Source organism: Stenotrophomonas sp. YJH_SMC_91 (assembly GCF_059368495.1).
The window spans coordinates 58,629-72,603 of record NZ_JCAFRT010000016.1 but is presented as its reverse complement, the minus strand read 5'-3'; the positions used below and the strand labels follow the sequence as shown (position 1 = coordinate 72,603).

10 protein-coding genes are annotated in these 13,975 nt (G+C 69.2%); 6 read left to right on the top strand and 4 right to left on the bottom strand.

The window, feature by feature from the left end; translation table 11 throughout:
• Positions 1–49 precede the first annotated feature (49 nt).
• From recD to recC, 3 genes are read right to left on the bottom strand one after another with little or no spacing between them, the layout of a single operon-like run.
• Positions 50–1,930, bottom strand: a complete 1,881-nt coding sequence (recD, locus tag AC5P5X_RS17265) for an exodeoxyribonuclease V subunit alpha (RefSeq protein ID WP_099529651.1) — start codon at positions 1,928–1,930, stop codon at positions 50–52.
• On the bottom strand, positions 1,927–5,607 hold the full coding sequence (gene recB / locus AC5P5X_RS17260; RefSeq protein WP_111189269.1) for an exodeoxyribonuclease V subunit beta: 3,681 nt from the start codon (positions 5,605–5,607) through the stop codon (positions 1,927–1,929). Before recB ends, recD begins: the two co-directional genes overlap by 4 nt.
• Complete coding sequence (gene recC / locus AC5P5X_RS17255) at positions 5,604–8,951, bottom strand: exodeoxyribonuclease V subunit gamma (RefSeq protein WP_005411703.1); 3,348 nt, start codon at positions 8,949–8,951, stop codon at positions 5,604–5,606. Before recC ends, recB begins: the two co-directional genes overlap by 4 nt.
• A gap of 189 nt (positions 8,952–9,140) precedes the next feature.
• Here recC and AC5P5X_RS17250 point away from each other — a divergent pair, with 189 nt between their 5' ends.
• Genes AC5P5X_RS17250 through AC5P5X_RS17225 form a run of 6 tightly spaced genes read left to right on the top strand, consistent with a single transcriptional unit; the run spans position 9,141 to position 13,240 of the window.
• Positions 9,141–9,929 (top strand): ABC transporter ATP-binding protein, encoded by a 789-nt coding sequence (locus tag AC5P5X_RS17250; protein WP_005411704.1) that lies wholly within the window; start codon positions 9,141–9,143, stop codon positions 9,927–9,929.
• Entirely contained in the window at positions 9,929–10,678 is a 750-nt protein-coding gene (locus AC5P5X_RS17245; protein WP_005414955.1) for an MlaE family lipid ABC transporter permease subunit, read from the top strand. Before AC5P5X_RS17250 ends, AC5P5X_RS17245 begins: the two co-directional genes overlap by 1 nt.
• 59 nt (positions 10,679–10,737) lie before the next feature.
• Complete coding sequence (mlaD, locus tag AC5P5X_RS17240; protein WP_005411706.1) at positions 10,738–11,262, top strand: outer membrane lipid asymmetry maintenance protein MlaD; 525 nt, start codon at positions 10,738–10,740, stop codon at positions 11,260–11,262.
• Positions 11,259–11,921, top strand: a complete 663-nt coding sequence (locus tag AC5P5X_RS17235) for an MlaC/ttg2D family ABC transporter substrate-binding protein (protein WP_005411707.1) — start codon at positions 11,259–11,261, stop codon at positions 11,919–11,921. The genes mlaD and AC5P5X_RS17235 overlap by 4 nt, the downstream gene beginning before the upstream one ends.
• Complete coding sequence (locus tag AC5P5X_RS17230; RefSeq protein ID WP_005411708.1) at positions 11,911–12,222, top strand: STAS domain-containing protein; 312 nt, start codon at positions 11,911–11,913, stop codon at positions 12,220–12,222. The genes AC5P5X_RS17235 and AC5P5X_RS17230 overlap by 11 nt, the downstream gene beginning before the upstream one ends.
• A gap of 1 nt (position 12,223) precedes the next feature.
• A complete protein-coding gene (locus AC5P5X_RS17225; RefSeq protein ID WP_005414957.1) occupies positions 12,224–13,240 on the top strand; it encodes an MlaA family lipoprotein in 1,017 nt (338 codons plus the stop codon).
• Positions 13,241–13,346: 106 nt separating this feature from the next.
• Here AC5P5X_RS17225 and AC5P5X_RS17220 read toward each other — a convergent pair whose 3' ends face one another.
• Entirely contained in the window at positions 13,347–13,892 is a 546-nt protein-coding gene (locus tag AC5P5X_RS17220; RefSeq protein ID WP_005411710.1) for a glutathione peroxidase, read from the bottom strand.
• Positions 13,893–13,975 lie beyond the last annotated feature (83 nt).

Below are 13,975 nucleotides of genomic sequence, written 5' to 3'. Positions count from 1 at the left end.
GTGAAGGGGTCAGAGCCCGTTCCCGATGGGAACGGGATCCGACCCCGATTCAGAACAACTGGCCCTGCACCGTGGGCTGTCCGACCCGCAGCGGTGCTGCGGCCACCTCTTCCGCACCCAGCCGCCAGGCCAGGCCACCCAATCGGCTGGCGTGGCGTTTCAATGCGGCCTGCAGCACCTCTGCGCTGCCCGCCACATGCAGCACTTGGCGGGCGCGGGTCAGGCCGGTGTAGACCAGTTCGCGCGACAGCACGCGGCTGTCCTGGCGCGGCAGCTGCAGCCACACTTCATCGAACTCCGAGCCCTGCGCCTTGTGCACGGTCATCGCGAAGGCGCTTTCGTGCGCGGGCAGTGCGGCCGGGTGGAAGGCGCGCGGCTGCTCGACCGTGTCGCCGGGGAACCAGGCCACCATCGCGCCACTGCCATCGCGCAGGCAGATGCCGATATCGCCGTTGAACAGGCGGTGCCGGTAGCTGTTCTCGGTCACCAGCAGCAGGCGACCCTGGAAGTAGCCCGGGGTGTTGCCAGCCAGCAGCTGTTCGATGCGGCTGTTGAGCCCGCGCGCACCCTGCGGGCCTTCGCGCAGCGCGGTCAGCACGCGCAGTCGCCCGGCCTGCTGCAGGGCAAGCACCGGATCGGCGGCGTCGGCCAACGCACGCCAATGGCCCAGCAGGTGCTCGCGCTGGCCACGCAATGGATCGGCCTCGCCTTCGTGGAAATGCACGCCTGCCAGCGACCCACCGCGCAGCAGCTGCAATGCGGTGCTGCTGTCGCCTTCGCGCACGGCATGCGCCAGCGGTGCCAGGTCCAGCGCATCGCTTTGCCGGTAACCACGTTGCAGCTGCACGCGGCGGCCGGCGAAGGCGCGCGGCGTGGCCTGCGGCTGCAACGTGGCCGGTGCCAACAGACCCTGCAGTGCCTGCGCATCATCGGCGCGGGTGCCGATGCCATCACCGCTGGCGCGCAGGATCGCGCTGAGCACATCACCGGCTTCGACCGAGGGCAACTGATCGGGGTCGCCAAGCAGGATCAGGCGGGTGCCGCTGGCGATCGCGTCGACCAGCTTGGCCATCATCGGCAGATCGATCATCGAGGCTTCGTCGACCACCACCACGTCCACCGGCAGCGGGTTGTCGGCGTGGTGGCGGAAGCGCGGCGAATCCGGGATCACGCCGAGCAGGCGATGCAGGGTGGTGCCGGTACTGGGCAATGCCGCGCATAGCGCCGGGTCCACGCCGTTCTCCTGCAGGCGCTGCACGGCCAGACGCAGGCTCTCGGCCATGCGCTCGGCGGCGCGTCCGGTAGGCGCGGCCAGCGCCACTTCGGGCAGCGGCTGGCCGGCATGCCGGGCCTGCGCCGCCAGCAGCAGCAACAGGCGCGCGATGGTGGTGGTCTTGCCGGTGCCGGGGCCGCCAGTCACCAGCGCCAGCGGATGGCGCAGGGTCACGCCGGCGGCACGGGCCTGGTGATCCTCGCTGCCCGATGCCTGCGGGAACAGCTGCGCGAACAACGGTGCCAGCGCCGCCATGTCCGGTGCCGGCAGCGGATGCCGGCCGATGCGCTGCAGCCCGGCGGCCAACCGCCGTTCGTACTCGCGGTAGCGGCGCAGGTAGAGCAGGCCGTTCTCCAGCACCAGCGGCGCATCCTCGGCGATGGCGTCGGCCTGCTCGGGTATAGCCACCCAAGGCGATGCGCGCAGTTGTGCCAGCCAGTCCTGCGCGGCGGGCCACTCGGGCACCCCTTCCAGCAGGCGCTGCGGCTGCGCCGGATCGAAGCCGGCGTGGCCCTGCGCCACCGCCAGCGAGGCCAGCGCCGCCGCCAGCGCCACGCTCTCCGGCGTGTCGCCGCGCAGCCGCATCAGGCTGGTCGCCAACGCGTGGTCGAGGGTGCGCAGCAGGCCCTTCTGGTGCAGTTCCTTCAGCAGGCTCATGCGCTGGCCCCACGGGCACGTGCGGCCAGTTCGGCCTGGGCCTGTTCGCCACCGGCGAACAACGCATCCAGTGCATCCACCAGCGCCAGCGGGAAACGGTCCACATGCACACCGTTGCCGGTGCCATCGAGGCCGCGGCAGAACAGGTAGCGGATGCCGCCCATGTCACACTCGTAGTCGTAGGCCGCGCCCAGGCGGAAGCGCAGCCAGCGATGCAGGGCCACGGTATAGATCAGCGCCTGCAGGTCGTACTCGCTGTGGCGCATGGCGATGGCCAGCAGGTCCGGGCTGTAGCCGGGCAGACGATTGGATTTGTAGTCGAGCACGTACCAGCGACCGTCGCGCACGTAGGTCAGGTCGATCATGCCGGTCATCAGCCCTTCCAGGCGGCGGCGCTGGCCGAAGCCTCGACGACCACTGGAAACACCGTGGGCATGCAGCACCTGCAGCAGCGCCGGCACCGTGGTCGGCTCGATGGCGAAATGGAAGTCGATTTCCGCGCGCCGCTCGCCTTCGCCCAGGCTGTAAAGGGCGCCGCCTTCGGGCAGCGGCACGGTGAGCGTGTGGCCGACCAGCGGCACCAGCACGGCCACGCCATCGTCCAGGTCGACGTCGGCATAGCCTTCGTCATGCAGCGCCTTGCGTAGCACCTCGGCCTGTCCCTCGGGCGCTTCCCGGCCCGGCTTCCAGTCACCCCAGGCAGCGAAGTCGACGTTCTCCATCGCCTCGTGCAGCACATTGCCGAAGCGGCTGCCCATGAAGCGCGGGTCGATCGGCACGCTGTCTTCGACGGCCGCGGCGGGTTCCGGCAGCGCCGGTTCCAGCGGCAGCTCCGGGCCGGCCGGTTCGTCGGCGGCCGGTGCCGGCAGCTCGGTGGCGGCCGCTTCAATATCACTGCCAGCGCCCGCATCGGCATGCGCCAGCTGGGTGAAGCTGTACACCCACCAGTCATGCGGCACGCGCCGGGTCAGTGCACGTACCGCCGGCAGGTCACCTTCCACTTCGGCCGCCAGCTGCGGCAGCGCGGCCGGTGCCTCGCTGTCATCAATATGCACATCGGCGTGCGCGCGCAGCGCCTGCAGGTCACCCAGCAGTGGCGCCAGACGCGTCCTGCCGAGCCCGGCCAGATCACCCACGGCGATCCACAGCGCATGCTCGGCGCGGGTCAGTCCCACATAGAGCAGGCGCGCATCCTCGGCACGCTGCTCGCGCTCACGCTGCGCGTTGGCCGCTTCCCAGGCCTCGTCCTTGTCCAGCTTCCAGTGCAGCTGGCGCTGGCCCCCAAAGTGCACGGTGCAGTGCGGGGCGGTGTTCGGCGCGCCGCCGTCGATGCCGACGAAGGGCAGGAACACCAGCGGATACTCCAGGCCCTTGCTCTTGTGCAGGGTGATGATCTGCACGCGGCGCGCATCCGACTCCAGGCGCAGGAGCTGCTGCTCGTCATCCTGGTCGGCACTGGCCATCTGCCCCTGCAGCCAGTCCAGCAGGCCATGCATGCCCAGCGCCTGCGCCGAAGCCTCCTGCAGCAGTTCACCCAGCTGCAGGTAATTGGTCAGGCGGCGCTCGCCATCGATCAGCGCCAGCAGGCGTTCACCCTGTGCGGCACAGACATCGGCAATCACTGCGAACGGTCCGCCGCGCTGCCAGCGCTCGCGCCAATGCAGCAGCTGTGCCTGGAACCCGCGTTGCAGGTCACCTTCGCGTTCCATTGCCGCGATCGCGCTGGCCCGCTGGCCAAGCAGCACGGTGGCCAGCGCTGCACGCAGGCGGCCTTCGTCGGCCGGTTGCAGCAGTGCCAGCAGCAGCGCACGAAGATCGCGGGCTTCAGCAGTGGCGAACAGGCTCTGCTTGCCGGCCGCCACCGCGGGAATGCCGACCGCGGCCAGCGCACGCTGTACCAGGGTGGCCTCGCGATGCGAGCGCACCAGCACCGCGATATCACCGGGCTGCACCGGTCGCCCACGCAACACGGCATTTCCCGCGCGCGCATCGACCAGGATCTGGTGAATCGCGGCCACGCAGGCCTGGGTCGCCGCATCGCGCGAGGCATCGGCGCTCATCGCCTTGTCACCGCCACTGCGCAGCACGCGCAGGGTGAGTGCCTTGGCGGCCTGGCCGTCGCGCAGGTAGTCCGCATCGCTGCGCACGCCACCGGGCCGCACCGGCTCGAACCGGATGTCGCGTTCGAGGAAGGCGTCTTCGCCACCGTTGTCGTACAGCGCCTGCAACGCGCGCAACACAGACGGTCGCGAGCGGAAGTTCTGGTCCAGCACCGGCGCCTGCTGCGCCACCTGCTTGGCCTTCAGGTAGGTGTGGATGTCGCCACCGCGGAAACCGTAGATCGCCTGCTTGGGGTCGCCGATCAGGAACAGCGCCGGCGCCAGGCCGAGTTCGCGCACCTCCGGCGAATCGCCGAACACGGTGTGGAAGATGCCCCACTGGCGATCGTCGGTGTCCTGGAACTCATCGACCAGCGCGATGCGGTACTGCGCACGCAGTTGCCTGACCAGCGTCAGCCGCTGCGGGCCTTCCAGTGCGAGCGCTACGCCATCAATCAGATCGTCGTAGGTCTGTACCCGGCGCGTACGCTTCAGCGCCTGCAGGCGCTGCGTGGCTTCGGCGCGAAGCGTGTGCAGGAAATCCAGCGCGGTACCACGCAGCCAGGCATCGCGTTCGGCCAGCAGCGCGACATAGCGCGCCAACGGCGCCTGCAATGGCGACGACGGCGTGCGATCAGGGAATTTCTTGTTGGTCTTGTCGGCCAGCACCTCCGGCAGCAGTGCCGGCAGGCGATCGCTGGCCAGCAGCTCGCGCGGGTCGGCGCGCTCGGCCCAGGCCAGCAGCTGCCGGCCCAGCGCGTGCAGCCAGCCCAGCTTGTACGACACGCCGTTGAGCCACTTGTTGTCGACGGCATCGCAGAGGTCGATGAAGAACTGCTCGCCATGCTCGCGCACGCTTGCGGACAGGGCTTCCGCCGCGCTCTGCAATGCCGGGCGTGGATCGGCCAGCGCCGTCGGCCGTGGCAGCGGATGCAGCGGCGGTGTGCCCAGCAGCGCGCGCAGATCGGCGGCCAGCGCGTCGGGGCTGGACCACAGCCAGGTCAGCGGCTCCAGCGTGGCCGGGTCGTTGGCATGCACGCGCCACAGATCGGCCGCGAGCTCCTCCAGCAGTTCACGGTCGCTGGCCAGCAGTTCCGGCGGATCAAAGGTGTGGCCGCTTTCCAGCGCATGCTCGCGCAGCACGCGGGTACAGAAACCATGAATGGTGAAGATGGACGCCAGGTCGATCTCGTCTGCGGCCACCTGCAGGCGGCGTTTCAGTGCGGCGGCGCTCTCGGTGCCGCCCCGCAGATGGCGCTGCAGCACGTCGCGCGTCAATCGTACCTCCGGTGCTTCACCGTCGGCCGCTTCCAGGTCGACCAGGCGCGCGGCCAGCGCCAGCCGCTCGCGGATGCGCTTGCGCAGTTCCTGGGTGGCGGCATCGGTGAAGGTCACCGCCAGGATCTGGCCGATGCGCAGGCCCTGCTCCACCACCAGGCGGGTGAACAACGTGGCCAGGGTGAAGGTCTTGCCGGTGCCGGCGCTGGCTTCGATCAGCCGGATGCCCTCCAGCGACAGCGCCAGATAGGGATCGCGGCTGAGGGATTCGAGGCCGTCTTCGGCGATGGCGGTGTTCATGCGCTGCCCTCCTGGCGTGCTTCGGTGCCGAGAGCGCGGCCTTCGCGCACCGCGCTGAAGACCACCTGGCTGTTGCGCAGCAGGTCAGCGTAGCTGGCCTCGGTAGCGAACGGGTCGGCACCCCGCAGCAGCAGCTGCCAGGCGTCGCTGCTGGATTCACCCCAGCTGCGGTCGCTGCCGTGCCACTGCTTCCAGCCTTCGCTGCGCTGCTTTTCTGCTGGCGCGTTGTACAGCACCCAACCGGTGTACGGGGCAAAGCGCAGCGGCTCGCGCAGGCCACGCTGGCGCAGCTGCAGCAGCGCACGCAGCGCCGCACGTGCAGCGGGAACGCTCAGTGCCGGCAGTACATGCGGGCCGGGACCGGCGTCGCCACCATCATGGAACTGCACAAGCGGCAGCGCGTCGCCCGCCGCGTTCGCCAGCAGCCAGTCCAGGCCGTGGCGGATCACTGCATTGCCATTGAGCGTGCCGGCACGCAGGCGCACCAGCCCTTCCGGATGCCGATCGGCCACGCGGCCATGCAGGCGCACGCCATCGATGTCCACTTCGTAGCGACGGCTTTCCAGTGGTTCGCCCTGCATCCAGCCCAGCAGCGCACTGGCATACGGGCGTGTCTTCAACTGCTCCACCTCGAACTGACGCTCGCCCAATGGACCCGACGGCAGCAGGCCACGCGCGCGCAGGCGTGGGTACAACGGCTCGGTATCGCCGCTGAGCGTGGCGCGCACTACCGCCGCCTGCACGCTGCGCTTTTCCGGCCCGCGCGAGGACAGCACCAGCGGTTCCAGGTCATCCACCTCCTCGACCTCGTCGGCCAGGCGCAGGCCCAGCGACTGTGCGAGGAACTGCCCGGCCGGGTCGCACAGGAAGCGGCGCAGGGTATCGAGCGCGACCTCCTCCTCCACCGCGTCGTCGAGCGGCGGCGGCAACGGTGCATCGAACCACGGCTGCAGGCCGCCGCGCTGGCCGGTGAGGCGACCGGCGGCTGGGTGCCACTGGCGGCGATAGCTGAAGCGACGCGGATCGCCATCACCGAACGCCGCCGGTGAGAACGGCTGCAGGGCGTGGCGCACGGTGAAGTCGCGGACCGCCGCAGGCGGATCGAGGTGATACGCGGCGGCGGCATCGATCAGTTCGCTGACCAGCACCGACGGCTCGCGCACGCTGCCATCGCGCGGATCGGCGCCGAGATAGCTGAGATAGAACACCTCCTGCGCGGCGGCGAACAGCTGCAGGAACAGGAAGCGGTCATCCTCGCGGGTGGAGCGGTCGCCCGGACGGCGGCGCGGCGTATCCAGCTCGGCAGTGAGTTGGTTGAGACCGGCAGCGGGGTCACGGCGCGGGAAATCGCCATCATTGAGGCCGAGCACGCAGATCACCCGGAACGGCAGCAGGCGCATCGGCACCATGCGGCCGAAACTGATGCCACCGGTCAGCAGCGGTGCGCGCGTATCGGCCTCGCCCAGCGCGCCGGCGAAGTGCGCGCGCACCACCTCCGGCGGCACGCCTTCCTCGAAGCCGGCCTTGGCGGCATCTTCGGCGAACTGGTTGAGCAGCTTGCGCAGGCGCTCCAGCGCGCGCTGGCTGTTGGGGGAACTGGGCGCGGTGGGCAGCAGTGCATCCAGCAGCGACAGCAGGCGTTGCCGCCACTGCGCCGGGGTCAGCAGCTCGCCCAGTCGGCGCTGGTAGATCGCCAGCACGCGCAGCAGGCGCAGCAGCCGGTCCAGCGCGTCCAGCGCACCGCCTTCCAGTTCGATCCACGGCGCCACGCCGGCCAGGTCGGCCTCGCTGCCGGTGGCGTGGCCGAGTACCAGGCGATCCAGCGCGAACTGCCAGGTGTAGGCGTCGTCGGCCGGTGCCTGGTGCTGGTTGCGGTGTTTCGCATCGAGGCCCCAGCGTGCACCGGCCTGTTGCAGCCAGCCATGCAGGCGGTCGAAGTCCACCGCTTCCAGCCCGGCCGCCTCGGCCAGCGGCGCGCTGGCCAGCAGGTCCAGCACTTCGTTCAAGCCAAAGCGCGAGACCGGCAGGCCCAGCAGGTGCACGAACACATCGGCCAACGGCTCGCCGGCCAGCGGACTGCTGTCGGCCAGCGCATACGGAATGTGTTCCTCCTCGCCGCCGCGACCGCCGAACACCGCTTCCAGGTACGGCACATAGGGATCGATGTCCGGTGCCAGCACCGCGATCTCGCGCGCCTGCAGCGGCGGGTCGAAGCGCGGGTCCTGCAGCAGACTGCGCAGCTGGTCGTGCAGCACCTGCAGCTCGCGCAGGCGGGTATGGCAGGCATGCACCTGCAGGCTGGGGTCGTCGCTGCGCAGGCCGTCGCGCAGCTCGCCCGAGGGCAGCGCGCGGCGGTGGAACAGGTCACGCTGCAGGCGATGCAGCAGGCTGTCGGACAGGCCGCCTTCGTCCAGGGTCGGGCGGGTGTCCTCCTCCGGATCGGAATAGGCAGCGATTTCGCCGGCCGGATGCACCACCTCGTAACTGCCCAGCACCGCCATGAAGTCGCGCCCGGCCGCACCCCAGGCTTCCAGCAGGCGGTTCTCGCCGGCCGCTTCGCCGAAGGGGTCCGGTGCGCCGCTGCGCAGGCGCTCGGCCAGCGTCTGCAGGTCACCCCAGTACGACTGCACCGGGGTAGGCATATAGAAATGCAGTTCGCCCACCCGCGCCTGGGTGGCCATCACCCGCAGCACGTCGGGCGAGATGTTGAGCGTTGCGAACGCAGACATGCGCGGTGGCAAGCCCTTCGGCAGCGGTTGGCCGGCACCTTCGAAACGGTCCAGGTATTCCTGGATGCGGCGCGCGCGGTAGTCGTGGCCCTGGGTGATGGTGCGCCACAGGATCGCCTGCGGGTCGGCAGGATCGGCACCGGCTGCCCAGCGCAGCAGCCAGTCACGGCGCCACGCCTGGTACTTCTCGAATACCGAGGCCAGCTCGCCGGCCAGCGCCCAGGGTTTCAATGCGTCACCGCCGGCAAGATAGGACTGCAGCGCACGCATCGGTGGCTGCGCCAGCAATGTCGGGTCGCGCAGGGCCTGGTACAGCTTCCAGTGCAGGCCGGCCGCGTCCAGATCGTCCTGCTCGCCGCTGACGTTGGCCTTCAGCGCGCGGGCCACGAACTCGCCCGGGGTGAGGAATTCGAGGTTGGCGGCGACACCGAATTCGGCGGCCAGTGTCGCTTGCAGCCAGCGGCGCATCGCCACCTGCGGGATCAACACCACTTCCGGCGCCAGCAACGGCTGGCCTGGCACCGGCGCACGCACGTTGCGCGCCAGCAGCGCGGCCAGCACGTCCAGCGAGTTGGAATGGTAGAGGCGGAAATCGCTGCCTGGGTCACTCATCATGCACAGTGTGCAGGACGGCAGGCAGTATTCAATGGTCGGCCCATCGACGGTACGGATTGTTCCGGGCTGCCGGCGGATTGTCCCGGCCTGCGCCACGCCCTGCCGTGCAACAATACTGCACCGTCCAGTCTGCTTATGTTCAGCCGGCTGGCCCGATCCTTCGATGTCTAAAAAACGTTAATGGTGCCCATGTCGGCTTCCACCTCCAGTCTGGTGCAGTTGTCCAACGTCCGCATCGACCGGAGCGGACGCACGATCCTGCGTGACGTGTCGCTGCAGGTGCCGCAGGGCAGCATCACCGCCGTGCTCGGCCCCTCCGGCAGCGGCAAGTCGACCCTGCTGGCGGCGCTGACCGGCGAACTGCGACCGGTGGCCGGCGACGTTACCCTGTTCGGCAAGCCGATCCCGCATGACAGCAGCGCGCTGCTGGAGATGCGCAAGAGCGTGGGCGTGCTGCTGCAGGGCAATGGTCTGCTGACCGACCTCACCGTGGCCGAGAACGTCGCCCTGCCGCTGCGTACGCATACCCGCCTGCCGGCCGCCGTGCTGCGCCGGCTGGTGGAGATGAAGCTGCATGCGGTGGGCCTGCTGGCCGCCGCCGACGCCTGGCCGCGCGAGCTGTCCGGCGGCATGGCGCGCCGTGTGGCGCTGGCCCGTGCGCTGGCGCTGGACCCGCCGCTGATGATCTACGACGAGCCGCTGACCGGGCTGGACCCGATCGCCTCCGGGGTGATCATGAGCCTGATCCAGCGCCTCAACCACAGCCTGGGCCTGACCAGCATCATCGTCAGCCACCACGTGCACGAGACCCTGCCGATCTGCGACCAGGTGATCGCCATCGCCAATGGCGGCGTCGTGTTCCAGGGGACGCCCGAGGCACTGCAGTCCAGCCAGGATCCGCTGCTGCGGCAGTTCTTGCATGGCCAGCCGGATGGCCCGATTCCGTTCGATGCCGCGCCACGCGCGAGGGTTGCCTGATGCCGTTCGTCCAAGCCACCCGCTCGCTGGGCCGCGCCGGGCTGTTCTCGCTGACCGTGCTGCGCGGTTCCCTGCCGACCCGTGATTTCCTGGCCGAGCTGACCCGCGAGATCTACAAGATCGGCGCGCGCTCGCTGCCGATCATCGCCGTCGGTGGCGCCTTCGTCGGCCTGGTGCTGACCCTGCAGGGCTACCGCACGCTGACCACCTTCGGCGCGGCCGACGCGTTGTCGACCCTGCTTGGCCTGTCGCTGTACCGCGAACTGGCGCCGGTGCTGACTGCGCTGCTGTTCATCGGCCGCGCCGGCAGTTCGATCGCCGCCGAGCTGGGCCTGATGCGCGCCACCGACCAGATCAAGGCGCTGGAGCTGATGGCGATCGACCCGGTGGCCAAGGCCGTGGCGCCACGCTTCTGGGCGGCGGTGCTGACCGTGCCGCTGCTGACCGGCATCTTCTGCTCGCTGGCGATCAGTGCCAGCTACTTCGAGGCCGTGCACGTGCTGGGCCTGGACAATGGCGTGTTCTGGTCGGCGCTGCGCAACAGCGTCGATTTCTGGGATGACTTCGGCGTGGCGATGCTGAAGTCGGCGATCTTCGGCGGCACCGCCGCGCTGGTCGCCGCCTATGTTGGTTTCCATGCCGAGCCGACCATTGAAGGCACGTCGGTGGCGACCACCCGTGCAGTGGTCAACGCTTCGCTGCTGGTGCTGATGTTCAACTTCGTTCTGTCGGCAATGTTGTTCACCTAACCCCTCCACCGGCGGTGCGCAGGCGCGCGCGGCCACCACGACTCGATCAGGTAATCCACATGGCCATCCGCGGTCCCAGACTCGAATTCTCCGTCGGCGCTTTCCTGCTGCTGGCCCTGGCCTCGCTGATGGTGCTGGCGGTGGCCTCGACCAACCAGCGCTGGAGCTGGGGCAGCCAGGGCTACGAGCTGAAGGCGCGCTTCTCCCAGGTCGGCCAGCTGCGCAAGCAGGCGCCGGTGAAGATCGGCGGCGTCACCGTCGGCCAGGTCGCCTCCATCGACCTGGACCCGGTGAAGTTCGAATCGATCGTGACCCTGCGCATGGACAGCAAGGTCAAGGACCTGCCGGCGGACACCTCGGCCGGCATCTTCACCAGTGGTTTGCTCGGCGAGAGCTATATCGGACTGCAGCCGGGCGGTGATCCGGACGTGCTGAAGGCCGGCGACGAAATTGTCTTCACCCAGCCGGCGGTTGACCTGATCCAGCTGGTCGGAAAGTACATGTTCAGTGGCGGCGCCGGTGGCGGCGCTGCTCAGAAGCCCAACGATGGCGCGCAGGCGCCTGCAACGGAACCGCAACCATGAAGATGAAACTGATCCCGGCCCTGCTCGCCTCGGCGCTGCTGGCGGCTACTCCGTTCCTCGCCCAGGCCCAGGCCGCCGCCCCCGCCGCTGCCGCGGCGCAGGGCCAGGCCGGCAAGGTGGTGATCGATGCCAGCACGCGCATCCTCACCACCCTGCAGCAGCGCAGGAGCGAATTCGGCAGCAACCCGGCCAGCCTGCGCAACTACATCGACAGCGAACTGAACCGCACCTTCGACCGCGACTATGCCGCGCGCCTGGTGCTGGGCCCGCACGCCCGTGGTGCCTCGGATGCCGACATCAAGCTGTTCGCCGATGCCATGGCCGACAGCCTCATGCAGCGCTACGGTTCGACCCTGCTCAACATCCAGGGCAAGCCGAGCTTCCGCCTGAAGGGTGAAAGCCCGCTGCCGGGCAACCGCGGCGTGCGCGTGAGCACCGAGCTGGTGCGTGCCGGCAGCGAGCCGACCCCGGTCGAGTACTGGATGCGCAACGTGAACGGCCAGTGGAAGATCTTCGACGTCAACATCGAAGGCATCTCCTACGTGCAGACGTTCCGCAACCAGTTCGACACCCCGCTGCGCCAGAAGGGCATCAAGCAGGTGGCCAGCGAGCTGCACAGCGGCAGCATGCAGGCCGGGCCCGCGGGCAATGGCAAGTAACGCACTGGCACTGCTGGAAGGCGACACCCTGCGCCTGCGCGGGGTGCTCGACCGCGCTGCGGTGATCGCGCTATGGCCGCAGCTGCAGGCCCTGCCGGCAAAGCTGGCACGGCTGGATCTGGCTGAGGTCGAACGCGTGGACAGCGCCGGCCTTGCCCTGCTGGCCGAGCTGGCGGCACGTGCGCGCAAGGCCGGCCATCCGCTGGTGATCAGCGGCGCGCCGGTTGGCTACAACGAACTGAGCGCGGCCTACCGGCTGTCGCCCAACCTGGATTTCAACGCTACTTCTGCTGCGAGCTGACATGAACGTCGTGCGCACTCTCCCCCTGATCGTCCTGGCCACCGCCCTCACCGCCTGTGCCGGCAAGCCCGCGCGCAGCGATGCACCGGCAGCCAGCACCGTGGTCCCGGCCAGTTCTTCCACCTCGCCCGCCGTCGCGGCCACCGATGCCGGCACGGCTGACGCTGCTCCGGTCGCGCCGGTGGCCAACCCGCCGGCTGCTGCCGCGTCGTCGCCGGCTGCTCCCACCGACAGCGGCGACGGCAGCGCGGCGAAGACCTCAGCCGCCACCGCGCCCGGTGGCGATGACGACTTCGATGCCCTCTATGGCGGTGCCGGCAACACCACCAACGCAGCGGCCTACGATCCGTGGGAACCGTTCAACCGCAAGGTGCACAAGTTCAACAACGCGGTCGACCGCGGCGTCGCGCGTCCGCTGGCCACCGCCTATACCCACGTGGTGCCGCGCTTCGCCCGCACCGGCGTCAGCAACTTCTTCAGCAACCTGCGCGCGCCGGTGACCATCACCAACCAGCTGCTGCAGGGCCGCGGTGCCGATGCATGGGACAGCCTCGGCCGCTTCCTGATGAACAGCACGCTGGGCATCGGTGGCCTGTTCGATCCGGCCAGCAAGGCGATGGTGCCGCGCCGCAATGAGGACTTCGGCCAGACCCTGGGTGCTTGGGGCTGGCGTCGTTCGCGCTACGTGGAACTGCCGTTCTTCGGCCCGCGTACCGTGCGCGACGTGTTCGGCCTGGCCGGCGACATTCCGCTGTCGCCGATCCGCCGTATCGAAGAGGACAAGGTCCGCATCGGCCTGCAGGGCCTGCAGCTGGTCGATACCCGCGCGCAGCTGCTGGCGATCGACGACCTGCGTGACACTGCCGTGGACGAGTACTCGCTGGTGCGCGATGCATGGATGCAGCGTCGCAACTACCAGATCGAGAACGATCTGCGCAGCAAGCGCGAGCGTGGCCACGACGACGCCAATTCGCCGATCCCGGTCGATGCGATGCCGATGCCGCAGTGGACGCACTGAGTCCTTTCAGCGACGCATGAAAAACCCCGCCTCGGCGGGGTTTTTCTTTGGCGCCGTGGGTGGGGTCGGAGCCCTTTCCCGTGGAAAGGGATCCGACCCCGGCCGATCAGGCAGCCAGCGCGGCTTCGATGGCTTCGCGCAGGCGCGCGTCGTCAGCCGCCACGTCCGGGGCGAAGCGGGCGATGACCTTGCCGTCGCGGCCGACCAGGAACTTCTCGAAGTTCCACAGCACCGCCGGCGCGGCGTGGATCGGAATCTCCTTGCTGGCCAGGCGCTCGCGCAGCGGGCCTTCGCCGATCGACTGCGGCTGCGCAGCGGTCAGCTGCTGGTACAGCGGGTGGGTGTCGTCACCGGCCACGCTGATCTTGGAGAACATCGGGAAACTGACATCGTAGGTGAGCTGGCAGAACTGCTGGATCTCCGCTTCGCTGCCCGGCTCCTGGCCGAGGAAGTTGTTGGCCGGGAAGCCCAGCACTTCCAGGCCCTGTGCGTGCTTTTCCGCATACAGCGCCTGCAGGCCTTCGTACTGCGGGGTCAAGCCGCACTTGGAGGCGACGTTGACCAGCAGCAGTACCTTGCCCTGGTAGTCGGCAAGCGAGGACGGCTGGCCGTCGATGGTGGTGAGGGAAATGTCCTGGATCGAAGTGCTCACGCGGGGGCTCCGGCAACAGCGGGGAATGGCCCACCAGCATAGCGCCGCGCGATGTCGGTCGTGCCGGCCGCTGGCCGGCAATC

Bases quoted from the DNA above. Each gene is read 5' to 3' on its own strand.
- AC5P5X_RS17230 (WP_005411708.1), top strand. From the start codon at position 11,911: ATGGCAAGTAACGCACTGGCACTGCTGGAAGGCGACACCCTGCGCCTG.
- AC5P5X_RS17250 (WP_005411704.1), top strand. From the start codon at position 9,141: ATGTCGGCTTCCACCTCCAGTCTGGTGCAGTTGTCCAACGTCCGCATC.
- AC5P5X_RS17235 (WP_005411707.1), top strand. From the start codon at position 11,259: ATGAAGATGAAACTGATCCCGGCCCTGCTCGCCTCGGCGCTGCTGGCG.
- recC (WP_005411703.1), bottom strand. From the start codon at position 8,951: ATGATGAGTGACCCAGGCAGCGATTTCCGCCTCTACCATTCCAACTCG.
- mlaD (WP_005411706.1), top strand. From the start codon at position 10,738: ATGGCCATCCGCGGTCCCAGACTCGAATTCTCCGTCGGCGCTTTCCTG.
- AC5P5X_RS17245 (WP_005414955.1), top strand. From the start codon at position 9,929: ATGCCGTTCGTCCAAGCCACCCGCTCGCTGGGCCGCGCCGGGCTGTTC.
- recB (WP_111189269.1), bottom strand. From the start codon at position 5,607: ATGAACACCGCCATCGCCGAAGACGGCCTCGAATCCCTCAGCCGCGAT.
- AC5P5X_RS17225 (WP_005414957.1), top strand. From the start codon at position 12,224: ATGAACGTCGTGCGCACTCTCCCCCTGATCGTCCTGGCCACCGCCCTC.
- recD (WP_099529651.1), bottom strand. From the start codon at position 1,930: ATGAGCCTGCTGAAGGAACTGCACCAGAAGGGCCTGCTGCGCACCCTC.